Consider the following 24,726-nt stretch of genomic DNA (forward strand, 5'->3'; position numbering starts at 1 on the left):
CATATAGAAACGAGGAAAAAGGGATGAGCGAAGAAAAAAAAGGCTTCTGGAGCCGTCTGGTTTCCGGGCTGAGCAAGACGAGGGATAATATTGTTTCCGGTATTGATGCGGTATTCAATGGATTTTCAAATATTGATGACGATTTCTATGAAGAGATCGAAGAGATTCTCATTATGGGTGATATCGGTGTCAATGCAACGGAAGCTATCATTGAGAACCTGAAGAAAAAAGTAAAGGAAAATCATATCAAAGATCCGGCAGAGTGCAAGGAACTTCTGATCAACAGTATCAAAGAGCAGATGGATGTCGGAGAGACAGCCTATCGTTTTGAAAACGAGAAATCTGTGGTGCTGGTGATCGGTGTCAACGGTGTTGGAAAGACGACATCCGTTGGAAAGCTCGCAGGAAAATTAAAAGATCAGGGAAAAAAGGTTGTCCTTGCGGCAGCAGACACATTCCGCGCCGCAGCCGGAACGCAGCTTCAGGAGTGGGCAAACCGCGCCGGAGTGGAGATGATCGGCGGACAGGAAGGCGCTGATCCGGGAGCTATCGTATATGATGCGGTGGCAGCAGCAAAAGCGCGAAATGCAGATGTACTTTTATGTGATACCGCAGGCAGACTTCATAATAAAAAGAATTTGATGGAAGAACTTCGCAAGATTAACCGTATTCTGGAAAAAGAATATCCGGATGCGTTCCGCGAGACACTGGTTGTTCTGGATGCAACGACCGGACAGAATGCGCTTGCGCAGGCAAGAGAGTTTGCAGATGTGGCAGATATCACCGGAATTATCCTGACAAAAATGGATGGAACAGCAAAGGGTGGAATCGCCGTTGCGATCCATTCAGAACTTGGCATTCCGGTAAAATATATCGGAGTCGGGGAGACAATCGAGGACTTGCAGAAATTCGATTCCAATCAGTTTGTGAATGCATTATTTGATGTACAGGAGGACAAATAGATATGTTAACATTAGACAAGTTTGAGGAGGCTTCCGAAAAGGTAAAGGAAGTCACGACAGAGACAAAACTGGTTTACAGTGATTATTTCAGCCAGCAGACAGGAAACAAGGTTTATTTAAAACCGGAGAATATGCAGTTTACAGGCGCATATAAAGTGCGTGGTGCATATTATAAGATCAGCACACTGACTGAGGAGGAAAGAGCGAAGGGACTTATCACTGCCTCCGCAGGAAATCATGCGCAGGGTGTTGCCTACGCTGCAAAATGTTATGGATGCAAGGCAGTCATTGTCATGCCTACCACGACACCGCTCATCAAAGTAAACCGTACCAAGAGCTACGGCGCAGAGGTTGTGCTTTACGGAGATGTGTATGATGAGGCATGCCAGAAGGCTTACGAACTTGCAGAGAAAGAGGGATACACATTTATTCATCCATTTGATGATCTCGCAGTTGCAACCGGCCAGGGTACGATCGCAATGGAAATTTTCAAAGAGCTTCCGCTGGTAGAATATATTCTTGTACCGATCGGAGGAGGCGGACTTGCAACAGGTGTTTCCACTCTTGCAAAATTATTAAATCCAAAGATCAAAGTGATCGGTGTAGAACCGGCAGGTGCAAACTGTATGCAGGCGTCTTTTGCAGCAGGAAAAGTGACAACCCTTCCGACTGTCAGCACAATTGCAGACGGTACAGCCGTTAAGACACCGGGCAGCAAGATTTTCCCTTATATCCGGCAAAATCTGGATGATATCATCACAGTTGAGGATGATGAGCTGGTAGCAGCTTTCCTTGACATGGTGGAAAACCATAAGATGATCGTGGAAAATTCAGGACTTTTAACTGTAGCGGCATTAAAACATCTGGATGTGTCCGACAAACGGATCGTATCCATTTTAAGTGGCGGTAATATGGATGTCATCACCATGTCATCTGTCGTACAGCAGGGACTGATCTTAAGAGACAGAATCTTCACTGTGTCTGTTTTGCTTCCGGATAAGCCGGGCGAACTCTGCAAAGTGTCCGGTATTATTGCGGCACAGCAGGGAAATGTCATCAAATTGGAACACAATCAGTTTGTTACAACAAACCGAAGCGCAGCCGTGGAACTCCGCATTACATTAGAGTGTTTTGGCACAGATCACAAGAAACAGATCATCAAAGCACTGGAAAAAGAAGGGTACAAACCAAAGGTTGTCCGCACCAGCTTATAAGATTTATAAGTATTACTAAATTGAATCTTGACAGACAATCGTATATGATGGTTGTGGATTTGTCACATTTTTAAGTGAAAGGGGTATTATCAATGAAAAAAATAGAAGAGTATGTAAGAACCATACCGGATTTTCCGGAACCGGGCATTATGTTCCGTGATGTAACAAGTGTATTACAGGATCCGGATGGATTAAAGCTGGCAATCGATTCCATGATCAAATTGTTAGATGGAGTAGATTTTGACATTATTGCAGGTGCGGAGTCCAGAGGATTTATTTTTGGAATGCCAATTGCCTATGCACTTGGAAAAGCTTTTATTCCGGTTCGTAAAAAAGGAAAACTTCCTTGTGAGACAGTCTCAGCAGAATATGATCTTGAATATGGAAAAGCAGAGATCGAGATCCATAAGGATGCGGTCAGACCGGGACAGAAGGTTGTATTAGTGGATGACCTGATCGCAACCGGAGGAACTATGGAGGCAAGCTGTAAATTAGTAGAGCAGCTTGGCGGCGAAGTTGTAAAAATCCTTTTCTTAATGGAGTTGGCAGGGTTAAAAGGACGTGAAAAACTGGCAAAATATGATGTGGCCTCTGTGATCACATACGAAGGAAAATAACCTTATAAAATATGAAGATGTTATGCAGTCACGTCAGGAGAGACCGTGACTGTAAAATGATGTAAGACAAAGTTGGAGATTAGAAATGTTAGAGAAAATGTTTAAATTAAAAGAGAACAACACGACTGTGAAAACAGAAGTGTTAGCGGGTATCACCACATTTATGACAATGGCGTATATCCTTGCAGTCAATCCATCCATGCTCGCAGCAGCAGGAATGGATAAGACGGCAGTTTTGATGGCGACCTGTATCGCTTCCTTTATTGGAACACTGGCAATGGCAATGCTTGCAAATTATCCATTTGCACTTGCCCCGGGTATGGGATTAAATGCTTATTTTGCATACACGGTATGTGGCGCAATGGGATACGACTGGAAAATCGCCCTGATGGCAGTTTTTGCAGAAGGTCTGATTTTTATCGTGCTCTCCCTTACCAATGTGCGTGAGGCGATCTTCAATGCAATTCCTACCACTCTGAAAAAAGGTGTGAGTGTCGGTATCGGTTTCTTCATCGCATTTTTAGGTTTACAGGATGGCCACATTGTTGTAAATAACGATTCCACACTTGTTACGATCGTTGACTTTACAGGAGATTTCCATACACTTGGAATCGGAGCGATCCTTGCACTGATCGGTCTTTTTATCATCTCTATTTTATATATCAGAGGTGTAAAAGGAGCAATCCTCATCGGTATTGCTGCCACATGGATTTTAGGAATGATCGCTCAGGCAATCGGACTTTATATTCCGGATGCAGAAGCTGGATTTTATTCTTTGTATCCGGTCTGGGGACTGACAGATTTCACTTCTTTAGGAGAGACATTTGGACAGTGCTTTAAAGCAGATTTTTCTACGGTAAGAGTATTTGATTTTGTAGTGATTATTTTATCTTTCTTATTCGTTGATATGTTCGATACATTAGGAACTTTGATCGGTGTGGCAAACAAAGCACAGATGTTAGATGAGAATGATAAACTTCCAAGGATCAAACAGGCACTGCTCGCAGATGCGATTGCAACAAGTGCAGGTGCAGTTCTCGGTACTTCCACAACCACTACGTTTGTTGAGAGTTCTTCCGGTGTGGCAGAAGGTGCAAGAACAGGTCTTGCTTCTGTAGTGACAGGTTTCTTATTCCTGCTTGCTATTTTCTTCTCACCAATTTTCTGCGCAATCCCGGGATTCGCAACAGCTCCGGCATTGATCTTCGTAGGATTTTTAATGGTAACAACGGTGATCTCGATTGACTTTACGGATATGACAGAGGCAATTCCAGCTTACTTATGTATGCTCGCAATGCCACTGATGTACAGCATTTCAGAAGGTATCGCAATCGGTGTTATCTCTTACGTTGTGATTAATGTGATCTGCGGTAAGGCAAAGAAAATCACACCGTTAATGTATGTACTTGCTGTATTGTTTGTATGTAAGTATATCTTCTTATAAAAGAGCGTGAACCAGATGAAATATGTTCCATTTATGATCTGCGTGATTGTGTTTATTTTCACAAGTGCAGGGTATTTTATCACAGATAAGAAAACAGAAAAAATATATGGAGCACTTTCGATAGTAAGCATCGCGTGTGCGATTGTGCAGGCGGCGATCGTGTTTTAGAATGTGTTAAAAGACAGGTGTCAAGCAAAATCCCTTTACTGTAAAGAAAAAATGCTTGACACCTGTTTTGTTTTATGTTATCTTAGCAAAGGTGCCGATGTATGGATAGTAAAATAAAGGCATGGTGTGAAGAATGGAAGAGAAAATCGAACAGGCTTATCTCTATGACTTCTACGGAGAACTGCTGAACGAACACCAGAGAAGAATTTATGAGGACTTCGTGTTCAATGACCTTTCTCTTGGAGAGATTGCAAACGAAGAGGGAATCAGCCGCCAGGGGGTACATGATATGATCAAGCGGTGTACCAAGTCTCTGGAAGGATATGAAGAAAAACTTCATCTGATTGCAAAGTTTCAGTCAGCAAAGCAGAAAGTAGCACAGATTGATGCACTGGCGAAGGAGTTTCATTCCAGTCACAATGAAGCGATTATGGAGGAGATCGGGCAGATTTCCAATCAGATTTTAGAGGAGCTATAAGATGGCATTTGACAGTTTATCTGAAAAACTTCAAAATGTATTCAAAAACCTGCGAAGCAAAGGTCGTTTGACAGAGGATGATGTCAAGGCAGCTTTGAAGGAAGTTAAGATGGCTCTTTTAGAAGCGGATGTTAACTTCAAAGTCGTAAAGCAGTTTGTAAAAGATGTGCAGGAACGCGCAATCGGACAGGATGTGATGAACGGACTGAATCCTGGGCAGATGGTCATTAAGATTGTAAATGAAGAGATGGTGAAGCTGATGGGCTCTGAGACAACAGAGATCAAGCTTCAGCCGGGAAAAGCATTGACAGTCATTATGATGGAAGGTTTACAGGGTGCAGGTAAAACAACCACCGCAGCAAAGCTTGCAGGAAAGTTTAAGCTGAAAGGAAAGAAAGTTTTACTGACTGCCTGTGATATTTACCGTCCGGGTGCGATTGAACAGTTACAGATCAATGGTGAGAAGCAGGGTGTGGAAGTATTTTCCATGGGAGATAAGATCAAACCTGTGAACATTGCCAAAGCAGCAATCGAGCATGCGGCAAAGAATGAATTTAATATTGTAATCCTGGATACAGCAGGACGTCTTCATATTGATGATGACATGATGGCTGAGTTGCAGGAAATCAAAGAGAATGTTACCGTTCATCAGACCGTTTTAGTTGTGGATGCCATGACTGGACAGGATGCAGTGAATGTAGCCAAGATGTTTGATGAAAAGGTAGGCATAGATGGTGTGATCTTAACGAAGTTAGACGGTGACACCAGAGGTGGTGCGGCACTTTCAATCCGTGCTGTTACCGGAAAACCTATTTTATATGTAGGTATGGGAGAAAAACTTTCTGATCTGGAGCAGTTTTATCCTGACAGAATGGCTTCAAGAATCCTTGGTATGGGTGATGTGCTGACATTGATTGAAAAAGCACAGGCTGATATCGATGAGGAGCAGGCAAAGCGTATTGAGCAGAAGATGCGCAAAAATGAATTTGACTTTGAGATGTATTTGGAATCTATGAGTCAAATGAAGAAAATGGGCGGATTATCCAGCATCCTTGGAATGATGCCAGGTCTTGGAATGGGCAAAGGAAAGATGCCTGAGATCGATCAGGAGGCAGCCGAGAAGAACATGGCGCGCACAGAGGCGATCATTTATTCCATGACACCGGAAGAGAGACGTAATCCGTCGCTCATGAATCCAAGCCGCAAGAACCGCATTGCAAAAGGTGCAGGAGTTGATATTGCGGAAGTAAATCGTCTGGTAAAACAGTTTGAACAGATGAAAAAGATGATGAAACAGATGCCAGGCATGATGAAAAAAGGTAAAAGAGGAATGTTCAAAGGGCTTCCTTTTTAATAAATTTTTAGCAATCACGTAGGAGGTGAAATGACATGGCAGTAAAGATCAGATTAAGAAGAATGGGACAGAAGAAAGCTCCTTTCTATAGAATCGTAGTTGCAGATTCCAGATCCCCAAGAGACGGAAGATGTATCGAAGAGATCGGAACTTATGATCCAACAAAAGATCCAAGCGAATATCATGTAAATGAAGAGTTAGCAAAGAAATGGTTAGCTAACGGAGCTCAGCCAACAGATACAGTAGCTAGAATCTTCAAAAATGCTGGAATCGAAAAATAAGATTAGTGAGGTGGTCTAATGAAAGAATTAGTTGAAGTAATTGCCAAATCACTAGTTGATTACCCGGACGAAGTTGTTGTGACAGAGACCGAGAATGAGAAAGCCATCGTGTTGGAGCTGCGCGTTGCACAGTCTGACATGGGTAAGGTAATCGGCAAACAGGGTAGAATTGCAAAAGCGATCCGAGCCGTTGTGAAGGCAGCAGCCTCAAAAGAAGAAAAAAAAGTTATTGTTGAGATTATGCAGTAACATGATGGGCTATCCCAGTTGTCTGGGATAGCTTTTTCCTTACCATGCTAATTTGGATAGCAGAAGAAAGTTGATAAAGGAGATTACATGGAAGATTTATTACAGGTAGGTGTAATAACAACCACACATGGTGTCAGGGGAGAAGTGAAAGTATTTCCTACGACGGATGATCCGGCAAGATTTAAAAAACTGAAAAACGTTGTTTTGGATACCGGAAAAGAGTTAGTCGACCTTGAAGTTGCCGGTGTGAAATTTTTCAAAAATATGGTTATTGTCAAGTTCAAGGGAATTGACAATATCAATGACGTGGAAAAATATCGCAAAAAGAGTTTGTATGTCACCCGTGAAAATGCGGTAAAATTAAAGAAAAACGAGTACTTTATCGCAGATCTGATCGGTTTGCAGGCAGAGTCGGACGAGGGGGAAGATTTAGGCGAATTGAGCGATGTTCTCCAGACAGGTGCGAATGATGTATATGTTTTAAGCAAAGAGGGAACGGATGATATTTTGCTTCCGGCAATCAAAGAGTGCGTCAAAGAAGTTGATCTGGAAAATGGAAAAATCATCGTGCATTTACTTCCGGGACTTCGTGAGCTGAACGAGAAATAAATTGAATGAATGAAAGAGAGAAGAATGAATTTTCATATATTAACATTATTTCCGGATATGGTCATGCAGGGATTGTCTACTAGCATTATCGGAAGAGCAAAAGACAAAGGACTGCTTTCCATTGAGGCAGTGAATATCAGGGATTATACGCTGGAACGTCATAAAAAAGTGGATGATTATCCTTACGGAGGCGGCGCAGGCATGCTCATGCAGGCACAGCCGGTATATGATGCGTGGAAGTCTGTTGTGGATCGTATTGGATACAAGCCAAGGACGGTTTATCTGACACCGCAGGGACCGACATTCACACAACCGATGGCAAAAGACCTGGCTCAGGCAAAAGATCTGATTTTATTATGCGGTCATTATGAAGGAATCGATGAGCGTGTGTTAGAAGAGATTGTGACAGATTATGTTTCAATTGGTGATTATGTGCTGACAGGAGGGGAACTTCCTGCGATGGTCATGGTGGATGCAATCTCGCGTATGGTACCCGGGGTTCTTACAAATGATGAATCGGGTTCCACGGAATCATTTGAAGGTAATCTGCTGGAATATCCACAGTACAGCCGCCCGGAAGAGTGGATGGGGAAAAAAGTTCCTTCCATCCTGTTGTCCGGTGATCATAAAAAAGTAGATGAATGGCGGAGAGAACAGGCAATCTTGCGGACAATCAAGCGAAGACCGGATCTGCTGAAAAAAGCGGAACTCACGAAAAAAGAGCAGATGAAATATCAGGAATATCTGTAACTATTTTATGAGGTCTGCATATATGCCATGCAGATCCTGTGAAAATGTTACGAGAGAAGGAGCGGGTTTTGATATGAATAACTATACAAGATCAATATGGGTATTAACGCTTGGCATGGCAGCACTGGTCATTGCTTTTCTTTCTCCGCTTTTTGGAATTCTCTTTGGAATTGCAGCGATTATTCTGGGGAAGAAGACCATGTCGGAGGCAAAATCTAAAATGGCATATGCCGGATTCTGGATAGGCATTGCTGCGGTTGCAGTTGGAATAGCACTCTGGATCATCAGTGTTATTTATTTGTTGTAAAATGTGAAAAGCGCTTGACTTTTCCGTGAAAGCATGGTAATGTTAACGAGTTGTGAATAAAGGAGATGGTCCTCTGTTACGAATAGGCGTATTAAGAACATCCAAATAATAGGAGGTCACAAAATGAACGCAAGTGAAATTATTAAAAGCATTGAAGCAGAACAGTTAAAAGCTGAAGTACCTGAATTCCGTGTTGGTGATACTGTAAAAGTTTACGGTAAAATCAAAGAAGGAAACCGTGAAAGAATCCAGGTTTTCGAAGGTGTTGTAATTAAGAGACAGGGTGGAAGCAACCGTGAAACATTCACAGTTAGAAAGATTTCTAACGGATGTGGCGTTGAGAAAACCTGGCCTTTACATTCTCCAAACGTTGAAAAAGTAGAAGTTGTTCGTGCTGGTAAAGTAAGAAGAGCTAAATTATTCTACTTAAGAGACCGTGTTGGTAAGAAAGCTAAAGTGAAAGAATTAGTAAAATAGTTCAATGCATGCGTGAGCCATAGAGAGAGCAGCCGCTTTTTCTATGGCTTTTTTTATATTTATGTGTCCGCAAAAAAATATACAAAAATCTATGATGTAAGCTATGAAAAATTGGCAATGTTTTACATTGACAAATTTTTCAAGGGGGGGGTAGAATGGGTTTAGTGTTTAAGGGATGAAAAATCCTAATCATTAAATTTTGGAGGACAAAAGATATGAAAAAGAAATTAGCAGCAGTAGTATTATCTATGGTACTTTGTTTAGGAGCAAGCGTAACAACATTAGCAGCGGGAAGCCCTTCTGCAAATAATTCCAGTACAACAACATCACAGACAACTACAGCAGCAACAGAAGTAAAAGTAGAGCAGAAAGCAATCACACAGGATGCATTGAACGATGTTCAGAAAGAAAAATTAAGTGGATATTTCACAGATATGGCAGCAATTGACAATGACACAACATTGACAGCTGAACAGAAAGTTGAGAAAAAAGCAGCAGCTGTTCAGACAATGATCAACAGTGTTTTAGGTTTAAACTATTCTTATAAGAGTGGTGTATACGGAACTTATGAACTGACAGCTACAGATTTATCCAATCCAATTGCAATTTCTGTTGCAGGAATTAAAGCTGGCGATACTGTAGTCGTTGCCCATCTTACCTCTGCTGGTGTATGGGAAAATGTACCTGTAACAAATGTTGCAGACGGTGTTGTATATGCAAAATTTACATCCCTTTCTCCTGTATTTGTTGCTTCTGTAGCAGATACAAATGCAGCAGCAACTTCACCAAAAACTGCTGATGCAGGAATGAATATGGCAATGATTCTTGTAGTTGTAATCGCAGCAACAGGTGCTGTTGTATATGCAAGACGTAGAATGAACTATACAAAATAAGATCGTATTTGATAAGTCATAAAAGTAAGGCTATATGTCATAGTGGCATATAGCTTTTCTTTTTTTAGGTGAAATTATGAAAAAGCTGATAAAAAAGTATTGGAAAATTATGGTTGTAATTGTTATATTAGGTATATTCGTGTTACTATTTTTTCTGGTAAGATATAAAGGAAAAAAGAATCTGGAAGCAAATATTGCGGCAGAACAGCAGGATGTCTTTGAGGAGATGGCGTCTTTTCAGAATACGATTGATTATCATGGAACAACATACCAATACAGAAAAGATATCGTAAATATTTTATGCATTGGCGTGGACAAAGAAGAGGCAATGTGGGAACGTGATGATGATGGTGGAAGTGTCGGGCAGGCGGATGCAGTCTTTCTGGTTTCCCTTGATTTTGAACATTCCAATATACGCATTCTGGCAATACCGAGAGATACAATGGTGAGCATTGTGGCGTGTGATGAAAATGGAAATGAAATGGGTGCGTTTACCGGGCAACTGGCATTGCAGTATGCGTATGCCGATGGGCAGGAAAAAAGCTGTTCACTGGTTATTGGGCAGGTTGCAGATATTTTAAAAAATGAAGTGCCGATCAATGGATATGTCGCAATGAATTTAAGCTGTATAGGAACTGTGAATGATGCAGTCGGCGGTGTTACGGTTGAGATGGATGATGATTATACCTTATATAATGCAAAGTTCAAAAAGGGTGCGACGGTACATTTGCAGGGAGAAGAGGCGCAGGAGTTTGTGCAGGGAAGAGATATTATGGTAAGCGGCAGTGCATATAGCAGGATTGGACGACAGAAAAGATATTTAAAAGCATTTATCAGTCAGGCTAAGAAAACGTTAGCACAGAACCCAGCGTTGGCAGTAAACCTGATGAGCCAGTTGTCAGACTATATGTTGACAGATATTTCAACGGACGAGGTGCTATATTTATCGACAGAACTTTCAGGCTGTAATTTTGATGAGGAAAATATGCAGATTTTACAGGGAAATATCCAGATGGGAGAACAATATGAAGAGTATTATTTAGATGACGAGGCAGTACAGCAGACGATCATTGATTTATTTTACGAGGAGCAGAAAAAATGAGTACATTGCGGGAAAAGAGGAAAAAAGAACGGAGAGCATTAAGGCGGAGAAAAACAGCCGATTGGACAGTTGTGCTGATACTCTGTGCCATTGCCGTATGCTGTGGAGGCTATCTGATCTATCATCACTGGAGTGTGAAACAGCGGGAGCTGGAGTACGAAAAACTCCGGCAGGAAGAGACGTTAAGTGCTGCAACAGAGACGGTTATCGCAGAGCCGGAGACAGAGGAGAGCACAGAAGAAACAGTGATCTACTGTGATCCGGTCTATGATTTCGGACAGTTGCATGAACAGAATGAAGATATTTACGCATGGATCGTTGTGCCGGGAACGCAGGTAGACTATCCGCTGTTACAGTCTGAGACAGACAATTATTATCTGGATTATAACTTAGACCACAGCAAGGGATATCCGGGCTGCATTTACACCAATCAATGTAACCGGAAAAATTTCTCGGATTATAATACGGTACTATATGGACATAACATGAAAAATGGTTCCATGTTTGGAAGTATTCACAGCTTTGAGGATGAAACGTTTTTTGACGGGCATCCGTATATTTATGTGTATACGGAAAATGAACGTCTGACTTATGAAATCTACGAGGCAGCGAAGTTTACAGATGTGTACATTCCGTCAGAGTATGTGATCAGCAGTAAGGACGACAGAGATCAGTTTTTGGCGGATGTCAGAGAAAAAGTTTCTGACAATAAATTACACGTCCGGGAGGATATGGAAATCGGAGAGGATAACAGACTTATCACACTTTCCACCTGTGTAAGCGGTGAGCGAAATCATCGTTATCTGGTGATCGGTGTACTTGTTGAGACGGCGCTTTACCGGTAAAGGGGCGGAATAATATATTTATAAAATCTGGAAAATCCGATTCTCGAATTGCACACAAACGTGCTTTGTGGTAATCTATAACGTGTATTTGTATACAGACGATAGAGCAGAGGAAAGCAAAAGTGAGAAGAAGACGGAGTGGACTAAATTTCGGAAGAAGAAAGAAAAAAGTAAACATGACCATTGTAAAGGAAATCTTAAGCTGGACAGTTGAGATTTTGATTACTCTGGTCATTGCTTTTACATTTGTATATTTTATCGGTTTGCGAACCAGCGTGGTGGGGCAGTCCATGTCAGAAACATTGGAAAGTGGAGACGAAATTCTGGTAAATCGGTTCATTTATAAGGTGTCCGATCCAAAGCCGAATGACATTATTGTGTTTCTTCCAAACGGGAATGAAAAATCACATTACTATGTAAAGCGCGTGATTGCAGTGCCGGGAGACACGGTATTGATTCAAAATGGTGCTGTTTATGTGAATGGGGAACTTTTTGATGAGAAAGTAGATGTGTCTGCCATCGAGGAGGCAGGGCTTGCATCGGAGGAACTAAAACTTGAGGATGATGAATATTTTGTCCTTGGAGATAACCGCAATAACAGTGAGGACAGCCGCTATGCCAATATTGGAAATGTGAAAAAAGATTACATTATTGGAAAAGCATGGTTCCGTGTATCTCCGTGGAAAAAATTTGGATTTATATAAGAAAAGTGAGGAAAAAGTATGCAGTTTCAGTGGTATCCGGGACATATGACGAAAGCAAAACGTCAGATGCAGGAAGACATAAAATTAATTGATCTGGTGATCGAGCTTGTGGATGCGAGAATCCCGTTAAGCAGTCGGAACCCGGATATTGATGAGTTGGGAAAAAATAAAGCGCGACTGATCATCATGAACAAATCAGATTTGTCTGATGAGAATCAGAACAAAGAATGGGCAGCCTATTTTAAAAAGATGGGCTGCTATGTTGTCGGTCTGGATGCGAGAACCAAGGCAGGCATGAAAACAGTTACAAATGTAGTAATGGAAGCCTGTAAGGAAAAGATTGAGCGTGACAGAAGAAGAGGAATCTTAAATCGTCCTGTCCGTGCGATGGTAGTCGGAATTCCAAATGTTGGAAAATCGACGTTTATCAATTCCTATGCGGGAAAGGCATGTGCCAAAACTGGAAATAAACCGGGTGTGACAAAAGGAAAACAGTGGATCAGACTGAACAAAAATCTGGAATTACTGGATACACCGGGAATTTTGTGGCCGAAATTTGAAGATCAGATGGTTGGACTGCGTCTTGCACTGATCGGGGCAATCAAAGATGAAATTTTGAATATTGATGAATTGTCACTGGAGCTGATCAAAGTTCTGACAAGAGATTATGCCGGAATTTTAACAGACCGCTATGGTGTAGATGAGACACAAACTCCGGTGAAGATTTTAGAGCAGATTGCAGAGAACCGCAAATGCATTTCCAAAGGAAACGAATTGGATTACAGCAAAGCGGCAGCACTTCTGATTGATGAATTCCGAGGCGGAAAGCTTGGAAAGATTACTTTGGAGTGGCCACAGGTGCAGGCTGAATAAAGCCGGTGATGAACCTATTTTATACAGAAAGCGTCAAAAGTTGACAAAGGATAAGTGGACAGAATGGCAGAGAAAAAAATCGGTGAGATCAAAGAAGAACTTAAGGCAGTGGACGATGAGAAACTGCCTTCTTTTATAGAAACATATGAAAAAGACGAGCGTTCCGGTGTTGTGAAAATCGTAGAGCAGGCAAAGAAACGGTTTGAAAAATTAGAGGCAGAGAAGCTGCGCATTGAAAATCTGAAAAAATATGAGCGGGAATATGCAGATTATGGCTATATCTGCGGTATTGACGAAGTCGGAAGAGGACCGCTTGCCGGTCCGGTGGTAGCTGGCGCAGTTATTTTGCCAAAAGACTGCGATATTTTGTATATCAACGATTCTAAGAAGCTTTCTGCTGCAAAGCGGGAAGAATTGTATGATGTGATCATGGAAAAGGCAGTTGCGGTAGGTATTGGAATGGCAAGCTCACAGAGGATTGATGAAATCAATATTTTGCAGGCAACTTATGAGGCAATGCGTGAGGCTATAAGCAAATTAAGCGTAAAACCCGATATATTATTAAATGATGCGGTCACGATTCCCGGAGTTTCCATCAGACAGGTGCCAATTATCAAAGGAGATGCAAAAAGTATTTCCATTGGGGCAGCGAGCATTGTTGCGAAGGTTACAAGGGACCGCCTGATGGTAGAGTATGACAAGATTCTGCCACAGTATGGATTCGCATCCAATAAAGGCTATGGTTCAGCGGAACATATCAGGGCATTGCAGGAAGCCGGACCATCTCCGATACATCGTGTCAGCTTTATCAAAAATTTTGTTTAAGAGATACGGACTGTCATATTAGAAAATGCTTCTGATCGCAGGAAAAATTTGCTATAGAGGAAGTTTGTATCAAGTGAGGCGGGATCATGCACATATCCGATTTGTTAGGACAATACAACAGAAATATTTCAAGCGGAACAGAAGAATTAAAAGCAGCTTCCGGTATGCAGAAAGTAGTATCTACGCTGGAAGAATTATCTTCCGGAAGTGTTTTTGAAGGAACGGTCAGTTCTGTGAAGAATGGAAAAGTGACGCTGGCGCTTAGCGATGGACAGACCATCACAGCAAGATTGTCCGGAAAAGTGCCGCTCTCACAGGGGACTCCGATGTTTTTTCAGGTAAAAAGCAACGATGGTGTGACGATTGAGATCAAACCATACACAGGTGCTGGCAGTGGAGGAAATCCAATTCTTACCAATGCGCTGACGGAAGGAACCGTACCTGTGACAGAGCGGAATCTTGCAATGGTAGATGCTATGATGAAAGAGCAGATGCCAATTGATAAGCAAAGCCTTTTAAATATGGCAAGGATCGCAAATATGAATCCGGGTGTAAATATTACTACGGTTGTAAGTATGACAAAACTCGGAATCCCGGTTTCGCCGGAGATGGCAGCACAGTTCGAAAACTACATGACAGATGAGCATGCCATTTTACAGGAGATGGATCAGGCGATGAACGAACTGGCTGACCTTGCGGGCTCAAAAAATCTGACACCAGATCAGGCGGTACAGATGAATCAGAAAATTGTCACGATCCTTCTTCCAGAGCAGACTGTTACCGGAGCACAGGTCAATGCAGAGGGGCAGATAGAAACCGGTGGACAGACAACGGCAGAAGGGCAGATTGTGACTGGCGGACAGATAACGGCAGAAGGACAGATTGTGACCGGCGGACAGACAACGGCGGAAGGACAGATTGTGACCGGCGGACAGACGACGGCGGAAGGACAGATTTTGACTGACGGACGGCTAGGCGCAGAGGAACAGACTGTAAACGGAGAGCAGACCACAACAGCAGGACAAGCCATACAGGAAGGAACAGGTGGTCAGGCACTTGGTGACGTTTTATCAGAGCAGCAGTTTTCAAGTCTTGGCAGGTTATTGCAGAATATTCCTTCACTGGTAGAAAGTACAAAACTTTTCCCGGAAGCGATGGAGCAGGATATTTTTATCGACACGTTGGAGGATGAGAGCGTAGCACAGAATCTGATGACAGAGGACGCTGCATGGAAAGCTGCGGACGGCAAAACGGCATTGGACAAAAATCTGACCGTCTCTGATTTTCTGCGCACAGTGTCACAGATTTTATCTGAAAACAATGGAATGGCATCGCAGAGTATCCAAAAATTATTCGGAAGTGATGCATATAAAAGTCTGCTTCGGAATGTGATGGAACAGCAGTGGCTGATACAGCCGGAAGCGTTGAAACAGGAGAAAAAGATCAGCCAGCTTTACGAAAAATTAGAACAGCAGATGAGACAGGTGGAAGATGCGCTGAAAGAGGCAGGCGTTACGAAAACCAGATTTCCGGAAACTGCGGCAGAGGTGCGCGGTAATATTGAATTTATGAATCAGCTCAATCAGGCATATACTTATGTACAGGTGCCATTGAAGCTGTCCGGTCAGAATGCAAACGGAGAACTTTATGTATACACGAATAAAAAGAATCTGAGAGATCCGGATGCGGAGCTGAGTGCTTTTTTACATCTGGATATGGAACATCTTGGTTCTACCGATGTCTCAGTGAAAATGCAGCATCGGAATGTCAAAACAAATTTTTATATGGCTGACGATGCGTCTTATGATCTTGTGGAAAAGTATCTGCCCATTCTGGAACAAAAGCTGAAAGACAAAGGTTATCAGTGTACCATAACGATGACAAAGGAAGAAAAGAAGGTCAGCTTTGGGGATGATTTCCTGCGAAAAGATATGCCACAGACGGGAACACTGCATCGGTATTCGTTTGATGTGAGAGCCTAGTATATCAGATACAAAACAGAGGTGGTGAGCGGATATGGCATGGGATAATGAAAAGAAAAAGTAAAAACAGCGGTAGCAGTAGCATATGAGCCGGGAGATAAAGCACCGAAGATCCTTGCCAGCGGCAGGGGCGAAGTGGCAGAAAAGATCATCGCAAAGGCAAAAGAAAATGATGTCCCTTTCTATAAAGATAATAAGCTGGCGGAGACGCTGTCGAAATTAGAGATCGGGGATGCGATTCCACCGGAACTTTATGAAGTAGTCGCTGAGATTCTTGTGTTTGTGGATGATATGGATAAGATGAAGGCAAAATTGCAGCAGGCAGATATGTTATCATAAATGAAGTGAAATTGCAGCAGATGAATGGCATAATCAAATAGTGTGCTGCAGGAAGTGAATAGAATGAGGGACAGCAGGCACAAAAGAAAGATGCTGCTGTAGAAAAGAGGGTTTTATCAATAAGAGAAGTGTGGGAACTGCCTATGAAAAACTGGCAGGTGCGTATTTGGAGCAGCAGGGGTATGAGATTTTAGAATATAATTACAGATGCCGCATGGGAGAGATCGATATCGTGGCAAGGCATGACGGATATCTTGTGTTTGTGGAAGTGAAATACCGTGCGGATAGTACAGTGGGAAACCCGTTTGAGGCGGTGACTTCTGCAAAGCAGAGAACGATTTCAAAAGTGGCTTCGTATTACTGCCTGACACATGGTTATGGAACATTTACACCTTGCAGGTTTGATGTGGCGGCAGTTTTGGGAGAGCAGATAAAAGTCATTCAGAATGCATTTGACTATCAGGGGTTCTGAGAGGATGAGAGAATGCATTTTCATGGCTGCTTTTTCGCAGGACAAAATCAGGAGAATTGTAAGTGATATGGAACATAAAAGCTGGAAGCGGAAAAACAATACAGGAGTGCCGGAAGAGGTGATACATCATCCAGGGGCTGGCGTGGAAGTGCCGCTTTTACATTTTCCGTTATTGGAGAAAACAGGAATTGTAAAAGAGGGTTTTACTACAAGACTTGGCGGCGTGAGTGAGGGTATTTTTTCCACCATGAATCTGAGTTTTACAAGAGGAGATGAAGAGGAGGCAGTCCGGGAAAATTACAGAAGACTTGCATCAGCGCTTGATGTGGATTATGATAAATTTGTTTTTACGGATCAGACACATACGACAAATGTAAGAAAAGTGACGGCGGAGGATGCAGGAAATGGACTTACGAGAGAACGGGAATTTCATGATACAGATGGACTGATCACGGATGTGCCGGGCTTAGTATTATCAACGTTCTATGCGGACTGTGTTCCGCTGTATTTTGTCGATCCGGTGCATTGCGCCATCGGGTTAAGCCATTCCGGCTGGCGTGGAACAGTAAACCGCATGGGAAAAGCGACTATCGAGGCGATGCGGAGGGAATACGGAAGCAGACCGGAGGAACTGCGCTGTGCGATCGGACCGTCCATCTGTCAGGACTGCTACGAGGTGAGCGGGGATGTTGCGGTGGAGTTTGAGCGGGCATTTGCAGGACATGAGCATGAGATTCTTATCGCAAAAGAAAATGGAAAATATCAGCTCGACCTCTGGAAAGCAAACGAAATTGTACTGCTTGATGCAGGTGTCCTGCCAGAACATATAGAGATCACGGACATTTGCACGTGCTGCAATCCTGACTTACTTTTTTCCCACCGCGCAAGCCATGGTAAGCGTGGAAACCTCGGGGCATTTTTATGTTTAAAATAAGATAATTGCGAAACTCATGAAAACCTAAATTGAATTGTGAAAAATTAACAAAAGACATGAAAGACATTGGGGAACCGCCGGTTCTTAGAAGGCAGGTGCAACTGTAAGTTGTACCTGGCTTCTTAGTACCGTTGCGAGTGACACATAGCGAGAGCGTGTCTTGAATGTTTTTGTTGATTTTGAACAATTGAAAGAAGAGTAGGAGGAGTTTCGCAAACGCCTAAAATATTTGAAATAAAAAGGAGCAGAAGATATGAGTAAAAATTATGTAGATTATATGGTAGAAGAGACCAAAAATATTCTTGCGATCGACAGTCCATCCGGCTTCACAAAAGAGGTGGCAGACTATGTCATGGGAGAATACAAAAAGCTTGGATATGAGCCAAAGCTTACGGTAAAAGGCGGTGTGCTCGTACCGATCGGCGGCAGGGACAAAGGGAACGCCGTTCTTTTAGAGGCACATATTGATACGTTAGGAGCCATGGTGGCAGAGATCAAAGCCAACGGAAGACTCCGTGTCACAGCGGTTGGTGGTATGAATGCAAACAATGCAGAGGGAGAAAACTGTAAAGTTGTCACCAGATTTAACGGAAAATATGACGGAACATTACAGCTGATCAACGCTTCCATTCATGTAAACGGCGAATATAATGACACAAAGAGAAGCTATGATTCCGTGGAAGTTGTTCTGGATGAAAAAGTAAAATCAAAAGAGGATGTGGAGAAGCTCGGCATTATGACAGGTGATTTTGTCTGCTTTGATCCGAGAACTACGGTGACAGCATCCGGTTACATTAAGAGCCGTTTCTTAGATGACAAATTAAGTGTTGGAATTTTATTGGGCTATGCAAAATATCTGAAAGAGGAAAATGTGACACCGGAGCGTATGATCTACCAGCACATCACTGTATTTGAGGAAGTAGGACACGGTGGTGCTGCCTCTGTCCCGGAAGGCGTGACAGAAGTGATCTCTGTGGATATGGGATGTGTTGGTGACGGACTTGCCTGTGATGAGACACAGGTATCGATCTGTGCGAAGGACAGCCATGGTCCATATCATTATGATGTGGTAAACGGTCTTGTGAAGGCAGCGAAAGAGAATGGCATTGATTTTACAGTGGATGTCTATCCATACTATGGTTCAGATGCAGATGTTGCGCTGACCGCCGGATATGATGTGCGCCACGGACTGATCGGTTCGGGTGTATATGCATCACACGGTTATGAGAGAAGCCATGTGGATGGAGTAAAGAATACGTTTGAACTTCTGAAGGCTTATCTCGGATAGCAGAAACGATGCTGCCTTTGAAAAGAATGGCATATTAAAGATTTCTTAATAATATCCTAGGATTATCTTCATTGTAATAAAAGACCTCCCGTGTTATATTAACTGTATGAAGAATGATAGTACACATCATACAGCTAATACAGATGGGAGGTTTGTTATTTGATTCAGTTAAATTACAGGGATGCAAAACCAATTTATGAACAGATCAAAGATGGTCTGAGAAAGCTGGTTATCACGAATTCCCTTATTGCAAATGAAAAGCTGCCCTCCGTGCGGGAAATGGCTTCGAAGCTTGCCATCAATCCAAATACCATCCAGAAGGCATACCGGGAACTTGAGGCAGAGGGATATGTCTATACCGTTGCCGGAAAGGGAACATTCGTTGCCGAGCGGAAGGAAGTGCTGGGAGTCAGAAATGAAGAGCTGATGAAGGAATTTGATGAAGTGGTGACGGAACTGTTGTTTTTGGCGACGGATGAGGACAGTTTGAAAACACGTATTGAACAATTGGCTAAAGGGGGAGAGGCACAATGATCCAGGTTCATAATTTAAAGAAAAAGTTTGATGATTTTCAGGCGTTGAACGGCGTGGATATGCATGTAGGAAAAGGTGATATTTATGGACTGGTCGGACCAAACGGAGCAGGAAAGTCTACATTGATCCGCCATCTTACCGGAGTATATAAGGCAGATGAGGGAGAGATCCTGATCGACGGTGAACCGGTATTTGAAAACCGGAATATCAAGCAGAAGATGGCTTATATCCCGGATGAACTGTTTTATTTTATGCAGGCAGATACGATGGAGATGAAACGCTTTTATGAAGGCATCTATCCACAGTTTGACAGTAAGCTTTTTTATAAAATGCAGGAATTTTTCCCGACGATCGATGTGAAACGCACTATCAGACGGCTGTCGAAAGGCATGCAGAAACAGGTAGCGTTCTGGCTTGCAATCTGCTGTAAACCGGATCTGCTGATCTTAGACGAACCGGTGGACGGACTTGATCCTGTGATGCGCAGACAGATCTGGAGTATCTTAATGGCGGAAGTGGCAGAGCGGAAAATGACAGTTTTAGTGTCGTCCCATAACCTGAGGGAACTTGAGGATACCTGTGACCATGTGGGCATCATGCACCATGGAAAAATTATGATCGAACGGTCTTTGAGCAATCTTCAGGGAAATATTTCCAAGATACAGGTGGCATGTCAGAATGGTGTGCCAAAATTGCCGGATGATTTTGAGGTGCTGCATATGGCAAACACAGGGCGTGTCTATACCCTGATCGTAAAAGGGGATCCGAAAGAGGCAGAGAAAGTTCTTCTGACAGAAAATCCTACCATTGTTGATGTACTTCCATTGACACTGGAGGAAATCTTTATTTATGAATTGGGAGGTGTGGATTATGAAGTCAAAGACATGCTGCTTTAACAAAACAATTTTCAAAAAAAATATGACACATTTCTGGCCTTTGTGGGCATTGTATAGCTGTTATCTGATCGTTTCGCTTCCGGTCGGACTGTGGTTTAACATGCGGTATTATCTGCAGGATGACAGTTACAGCCAGCTCCAGAGACAGGTCTATGCGATCAGTGGCGCTATGCGGGCAGCCATGAATCCGGTGATCACATTTGCATTTGCAGCAGTGATGATCATGGCAGTGTTTTCCTATCTGTATTCTGCAAAGAATACAAATATGATCCATTCACTTCCGGTGGACAGACGGGAGTTGTTTGTGACGAATATCATATCTGCGTCTGCATTTATGATTGTTCCGCAGATCCTGACCTTTATTATCACGGTGTTCGTCTGCATTGGTGCACATATCACCAATATCCAGTACATTTTATACTGGTTTGGTGCAGAAGCCGCAATGACGTTTTTTGCACTGGCGCTCGGCGCATTTGTGGCGATGTTTACCGGACAGCTCATGGCATTTCCGGTGTATTATGTCGTAGTCAATTATCTGTATGTAGGATGCTGGTATCTGATCAACATGGTGATAGAGAGTGTCTGCTTTGGGGTGTCAAACAATTGGAATCCGGGGAAATCCTGTATTTTGTCTCCAATTTATTATCTGACAAACAATCTGCGGATACAGTCAGTAGAAAACAGTGAGTATGTGACGGTTGGAATCGAGTTTAAGGGTGCATATCTGCTCGGGATTTATGCAGTGGCAGGTGTGGTATTCCTGATCGCAGCCTATCAGTTGTATAAATGGAGAAAATTGGAGACTGCAGGTGACCTTATCAGCATGCGGGGAATCAAGCCGGTGTTCCGCTGGGGCGTGGCTGTCTGCGCCGGTCTGCTTGGAGGAACTGCCGTTGCTGACACGATCGGAAACAGTTTTTCTTCGGCAAAGGTACATTTTTGGATACTTGCAGCAGGCACCCTGATCTTTGGTGCGATCGGCTTTTTTGTGGCGGAGATGCTTATTGAGAAGAATTTCCGTGTGTTCCACAAAAAGAGAGTTGGGGAATGGGCAGTCTTAACGGTTGTTCTGGCAGCATTTCTGGGTGCACTGAAACTGGATCTATTCCGGATCGAAGGAAAAATACCGGATGTTTCAGAGGTTAAGGTGGTATCGCTCAATCTGGACTATACGCTCCGCTATACCGAACCGGATGATATTCAGAAGATCATAGATCTCCAGAAAGAGATCCTGGCACAGAAAGAAGAGTGCCTGAGCGCAGAGAACCAATATTATCTCTCAATCACATATACCCTGAAGGATGGTAAGAAGCTGCGGAGAAGTTATACAGTTCCGGTTGGGCAGGCTGCGGCTGCGGACAAAGATTCTGTCGTCGCAAAAGTGACTGCGTTAGAGAGTGATCCGAATAAGATGATGCAGAACATGTTTGGCAATTACTATAAGACGAATGAGTATTATGCCGGCAGCATCTCATTTGTAGATGAGAACGGCAGAACAGAGGATTACCGTTTTACACAGGAAGAACTTGACGCTGTCATGGAGGCGGTGCAGAAAGATGTGGAAGCGGGAAACATGACGTACTATCAACTTTATTCGCTCCGTGCCGGTGATGAGGATAACACGTACAGGGATCGTTATTTTAACAATCTGGATATCAGTTTTTATAATCCGGACGGTATCATCTGGAATTACAGTTCTTACAGTGTGGATGGGGTTGATGTGACAGAAGCGGTGCTGACAGGGGAGAAGACTGCAGAAGAGGCAGAAGCTTATTTCCCAAACAGTGACAGCGCCTATGTTGAGTTCGGAAGCAAATGCACAAACATTATTGAGACATTGAAAAAACTTGGGATTTTGAACAGTGAGCGAAAACTTATGACTTATGATGAGTATGACGCACTGATGAATCCGGTTACGGCAGTAAGGGAAAAAGGAATACCGCACATTTCCTAGACAAAACGCATAGTTCAGAAAAAAGATGGAATAAATATTGTTATTCCATCTTTTTTATTGTAAACTGTTATTGTTATTTTTAGCGTAACGGTAGAAAGCCATTTAAGGTTATAACAGGAAAGTAGTGGAGATCCCAGTTCTTTCCGTGATACATGAGAAAAGGAGTTTTATCAATGAGTAAACCAGTCGTAGCGATTGTTGGACGCCCGAATGTAGGAAAGTCTACGTTATTTAATGCACTTGCAGGTGAGCGTATTTCAATTGTACAAGATACACCGGGCGTTACAAGAGACCGTATTTATGCGGAGGTGTCATGGTTGGATCACAATTTTACCATGATCGATACCGGAGGTATTGAACCGGACAGTAACGATATTATTTTATCACAGATGAGAGAGCAGGCAGAGATCGCGATCGCAACTGCAGACGTGATCATGTTTATTGTCGATGTCAGACAGGGCTTGCAGGATTCGGATTCCAAAGTTGCAGATATGTTGCGCCGTTCCGGCAAACCGGTCGTGCTGGTCGTCAATAAAGTGGACAGCTTTGAAAAGTATATGGCAGATGTCTATGAGTTCTATAATCTTGGAATCGGAGATCCGTTCCCGGTTTCTGCCGCTTCCATGTTGGGACTTGGAGATATGTTAGATGAAGTGGTGAAATATTTCCCGGAATATAAGAAAGATGACGAGGAGGACGACCGTCCGAAGATCGCCATTATCGGAAAACCGAATGTTGGAAAATCATCCCTCATCAACAAACTGGCACAGGAGGATCGTGTCATTGTATCGGATATCGCAGGCACGACCAGAGATGCGATCGATACCGACATTAAGTACAATGGAAAAGAATATGTGTTTATCGATACCGCAGGATTGAGACGTAAGAATAAGATCAAGGAAGAGATCGAGCGCTATAGTATTATCCGTGCAGTCACGGCTGTGGAGCGTGCAGATGTCTGCATTATCGTGATCGATGCTACTGAGGGCGTGACCGAGCAGGATGCCAAGATCGCAGGGATCGCACATGACCGTGGAAAGGGAATTATCATCGCCGTGAACAAATGGGATGCGATCGAAAAAGATGATAAGACCATCTACCGCCATACCGAGAAAATCCGTGACATCTTAAGCTTTATGCCGTATGCGGAGATTATTTTCATCTCTGCAAAATCAGGACAGCGTCTCAATAAGATTTTTGAGACGATCGATGTCGTAATTGAGAATAATAGCATGCGTGTGGCAACCGGTGTATTGAATGAAATCGTTACCGAGGCAGTTGCGATGCAGCAGCCGCCATCGGATAAGGGAAAGAGACTACGTATTTATTACACGACGCAGGTTTCAGTAAAACCGCCAACCTTTGTGATCTTTGTAAATGATAAACAGCTGATGCATTTCTCCTACACAAGATATCTGGAGAACCGCATCCGTGATACGTTTGGATTCCGGGGAACGGCCCTTCGTTTTATCATCAGAGAGAGAAAGGAAAATGAAAAATGATCATCGCCAGGATAATTGCAGTAGCGATCGGCTACGCCTGCGGATTATTTGAAACAGGTTATTTTTATGGGAAAAAGAAAGGTGTGGATATCCGCACAAAAGGAAGCGGCAATTCCGGTGCGACAAACACCTTAAGAACCTTTGGCTGGAAGGCAGGACTTGTGACCTGCCTTGGTGATATTTTAAAAACAGTAGCGGCAGTGTTAGCCGTTAAACTGATCTTTGGAAGAACATATACAGAAGACATCATTCTTCTGGAGCTGTACGCAGGTTTTGGAGCGGTGCTCGGACACAATTTTCCGTTTTATCTGAAGTTCAAAGGCGGAAAAGGAGTTGCATGTACCGGTGGAATGGTGCTTGCAGTATTTCCAATCGTTGCACCGGTCAGTATGGGACTTTTTCTGGTGATCAGCGCAGTGACAAAGTATGTATCTCTCGGCTCGATCATCGGACTGATCAGTGTTTTCGTCCAGGTGGTCATTTACGGACAGCTTGGGATTATCACAGTTCCAATGGGAATCCGTGCGGAATTTTACATAGTGACAGCCTGTTTTACCATTTTAGGGGTATGGCAGCACCGTGCAAATATCAGACGTCTTGCAAATGGCACAGAGAATAAGATCGGTGCGAAAAAGAAAGAGCAGAAATAATTTTTTGATTTGGAGTGAGAAAA

At 43.0% G+C, this 24,726-nt stretch carries 28 protein-coding genes and 1 pseudogene; all 29 read left to right on the forward strand.

All coding sequences use genetic code 11. From position 1 onward, the window contains the following. Positions 1-23 precede the first annotated feature (23 nt). Entirely contained in the window at positions 24-962 is a 939-nt protein-coding gene (gene ftsY, locus ROSEINA2194_RS00230; protein ID WP_007881983.1) for a signal recognition particle-docking protein FtsY, read from the forward strand. Between the two features lie 2 nt (positions 963-964). Further along, the gene (gene ilvA / locus ROSEINA2194_RS00235) at positions 965-2,176 is read left to right on the forward strand and encodes a threonine ammonia-lyase (RefSeq protein WP_007881984.1); all 1,212 of its coding nucleotides are present in this window, start codon (positions 965-967) and stop codon (positions 2,174-2,176) included. 92 nt (positions 2,177-2,268) lie between these two features. Beyond that, on the forward strand, positions 2,269-2,793 hold the full coding sequence (locus ROSEINA2194_RS00240; RefSeq protein WP_007881985.1) for an adenine phosphoribosyltransferase: 525 nt from the start codon (positions 2,269-2,271) through the stop codon (positions 2,791-2,793). A gap of 85 nt (positions 2,794-2,878) precedes the next feature. Then, a complete protein-coding gene (locus ROSEINA2194_RS00245) occupies positions 2,879-4,237 on the forward strand; it encodes an NCS2 family permease (protein WP_007881986.1) in 1,359 nt (452 codons plus the stop codon). Positions 4,238-4,252: 15 nt separating this feature from the next. After that, complete coding sequence (locus ROSEINA2194_RS20765; protein WP_007881987.1) at positions 4,253-4,405, forward strand: hypothetical protein; 153 nt, start codon at positions 4,253-4,255, stop codon at positions 4,403-4,405. Positions 4,406-4,538: 133 nt separating this feature from the next. Then, the gene (ylxM, locus tag ROSEINA2194_RS00250; RefSeq protein WP_007881988.1) at positions 4,539-4,883 is read left to right on the forward strand and encodes a YlxM family DNA-binding protein; all 345 of its coding nucleotides are present in this window, start codon (positions 4,539-4,541) and stop codon (positions 4,881-4,883) included. 1 nt (position 4,884) lies between these two features. Next, complete coding sequence (ffh, locus tag ROSEINA2194_RS00255) at positions 4,885-6,237, forward strand: signal recognition particle protein (protein ID WP_007881989.1); 1,353 nt, start codon at positions 4,885-4,887, stop codon at positions 6,235-6,237. 35 nt (positions 6,238-6,272) lie between these two features. Beyond that, complete coding sequence (gene rpsP, locus ROSEINA2194_RS00260; RefSeq protein ID WP_007881991.1) at positions 6,273-6,518, forward strand: 30S ribosomal protein S16; 246 nt, start codon at positions 6,273-6,275, stop codon at positions 6,516-6,518. An 18-nt stretch (positions 6,519-6,536) separates the two neighbouring features. Next, positions 6,537-6,767, forward strand: coding sequence for a KH domain-containing protein (locus tag ROSEINA2194_RS00265; RefSeq protein ID WP_007881993.1), 231 nt, complete (start codon positions 6,537-6,539; stop codon positions 6,765-6,767). 87 nt (positions 6,768-6,854) lie between these two features. Continuing rightward, a complete protein-coding gene (gene rimM / locus ROSEINA2194_RS00270; RefSeq protein ID WP_007881995.1) occupies positions 6,855-7,376 on the forward strand; it encodes a ribosome maturation factor RimM in 522 nt (173 codons plus the stop codon). A gap of 24 nt (positions 7,377-7,400) precedes the next feature. Next, positions 7,401-8,126 carry a tRNA (guanosine(37)-N1)-methyltransferase TrmD gene (gene trmD, locus ROSEINA2194_RS00275; RefSeq protein ID WP_044926650.1) on the forward strand — a complete coding sequence of 242 codons (726 nt, stop codon included), beginning with the start codon at positions 7,401-7,403 and terminating at the stop codon, positions 8,124-8,126. 73 nt (positions 8,127-8,199) lie between these two features. Then, the gene (locus tag ROSEINA2194_RS00280; RefSeq protein WP_172727027.1) at positions 8,200-8,433 is read left to right on the forward strand and encodes a hypothetical protein; all 234 of its coding nucleotides are present in this window, start codon (positions 8,200-8,202) and stop codon (positions 8,431-8,433) included. 123 nt (positions 8,434-8,556) lie between these two features. Continuing rightward, a complete protein-coding gene (gene rplS, locus ROSEINA2194_RS00285; RefSeq protein ID WP_007881999.1) occupies positions 8,557-8,910 on the forward strand; it encodes a 50S ribosomal protein L19 in 354 nt (117 codons plus the stop codon). 215 nt (positions 8,911-9,125) lie between these two features. Continuing rightward, positions 9,126-9,803, forward strand: a complete 678-nt coding sequence (locus ROSEINA2194_RS00290) for a hypothetical protein (RefSeq protein WP_007882002.1) — start codon at positions 9,126-9,128, stop codon at positions 9,801-9,803. A gap of 76 nt (positions 9,804-9,879) precedes the next feature. Then, the gene (locus ROSEINA2194_RS00295; protein WP_007882004.1) at positions 9,880-10,905 is read left to right on the forward strand and encodes an LCP family protein; all 1,026 of its coding nucleotides are present in this window, start codon (positions 9,880-9,882) and stop codon (positions 10,903-10,905) included. Beyond that, on the forward strand, positions 10,902-11,750 hold the full coding sequence (gene srtB, locus ROSEINA2194_RS00300; protein ID WP_007882006.1) for a class B sortase: 849 nt from the start codon (positions 10,902-10,904) through the stop codon (positions 11,748-11,750). The genes ROSEINA2194_RS00295 and srtB overlap by 4 nt, the downstream gene beginning before the upstream one ends. Before the next feature lie 122 nt (positions 11,751-11,872). Next, entirely contained in the window at positions 11,873-12,454 is a 582-nt protein-coding gene (gene lepB, locus ROSEINA2194_RS00305; protein WP_021923990.1) for a signal peptidase I, read from the forward strand. Positions 12,455-12,472: 18 nt separating this feature from the next. Beyond that, a complete protein-coding gene (gene ylqF / locus ROSEINA2194_RS00310) occupies positions 12,473-13,327 on the forward strand; it encodes a ribosome biogenesis GTPase YlqF (protein WP_007882010.1) in 855 nt (284 codons plus the stop codon). Positions 13,328-13,390: 63 nt separating this feature from the next. After that, a complete protein-coding gene (gene rnhB, locus ROSEINA2194_RS00315; protein ID WP_007882017.1) occupies positions 13,391-14,152 on the forward strand; it encodes a ribonuclease HII in 762 nt (253 codons plus the stop codon). An 86-nt stretch (positions 14,153-14,238) separates the two neighbouring features. Continuing rightward, a complete protein-coding gene (locus ROSEINA2194_RS00320) occupies positions 14,239-16,134 on the forward strand; it encodes a flagellar hook-length control protein FliK (protein WP_007882018.1) in 1,896 nt (631 codons plus the stop codon). A gap of 54 nt (positions 16,135-16,188) precedes the next feature. Then, positions 16,189-16,473, forward strand: a pseudogene (locus tag ROSEINA2194_RS00325) (EscU/YscU/HrcU family type III secretion system export apparatus switch protein); the annotation flags it as partial. Positions 16,474-16,588: 115 nt separating this feature from the next. Beyond that, the gene (locus tag ROSEINA2194_RS00330; protein WP_118125400.1) at positions 16,589-16,945 is read left to right on the forward strand and encodes a YraN family protein; all 357 of its coding nucleotides are present in this window, start codon (positions 16,589-16,591) and stop codon (positions 16,943-16,945) included. Between the two features lie 4 nt (positions 16,946-16,949). Then, positions 16,950-17,879 (forward strand): peptidoglycan editing factor PgeF, encoded by a 930-nt coding sequence (gene pgeF / locus ROSEINA2194_RS00335; RefSeq protein WP_007882021.1) that lies wholly within the window; start codon positions 16,950-16,952, stop codon positions 17,877-17,879. Positions 17,880-18,132: 253 nt separating this feature from the next. After that, positions 18,133-19,167 carry a M42 family metallopeptidase gene (locus ROSEINA2194_RS00340; RefSeq protein WP_007882030.1) on the forward strand — a complete coding sequence of 345 codons (1,035 nt, stop codon included), beginning with the start codon at positions 18,133-18,135 and terminating at the stop codon, positions 19,165-19,167. Between the two features lie 159 nt (positions 19,168-19,326). Further along, a complete protein-coding gene (locus ROSEINA2194_RS00345) occupies positions 19,327-19,701 on the forward strand; it encodes a GntR family transcriptional regulator (RefSeq protein WP_007882032.1) in 375 nt (124 codons plus the stop codon). Further along, a complete protein-coding gene (locus ROSEINA2194_RS00350; RefSeq protein WP_007882034.1) occupies positions 19,698-20,597 on the forward strand; it encodes an ABC transporter ATP-binding protein in 900 nt (299 codons plus the stop codon). Before ROSEINA2194_RS00345 ends, ROSEINA2194_RS00350 begins: the two co-directional genes overlap by 4 nt. Next, entirely contained in the window at positions 20,572-22,551 is a 1,980-nt protein-coding gene (locus ROSEINA2194_RS00355) for an ABC transporter permease (protein WP_007882035.1), read from the forward strand. The genes ROSEINA2194_RS00350 and ROSEINA2194_RS00355 overlap by 26 nt, the downstream gene beginning before the upstream one ends. Before the next feature lie 173 nt (positions 22,552-22,724). Next, positions 22,725-24,053, forward strand: coding sequence for a ribosome biogenesis GTPase Der (gene der, locus ROSEINA2194_RS00360; protein ID WP_021923229.1), 1,329 nt, complete (start codon positions 22,725-22,727; stop codon positions 24,051-24,053). Continuing rightward, positions 24,050-24,703 carry a glycerol-3-phosphate 1-O-acyltransferase PlsY gene (plsY, locus tag ROSEINA2194_RS00365; RefSeq protein WP_007882037.1) on the forward strand — a complete coding sequence of 218 codons (654 nt, stop codon included), beginning with the start codon at positions 24,050-24,052 and terminating at the stop codon, positions 24,701-24,703. The genes der and plsY overlap by 4 nt, the downstream gene beginning before the upstream one ends. Positions 24,704-24,726: the final 23 nt, after the last annotated feature.

This window comes from Roseburia inulinivorans DSM 16841, assembly GCF_000174195.1.
In the GTDB taxonomy this organism is placed as follows: Bacteria; Bacillota; Clostridia; order Lachnospirales; family Lachnospiraceae; genus Roseburia; species Roseburia inulinivorans.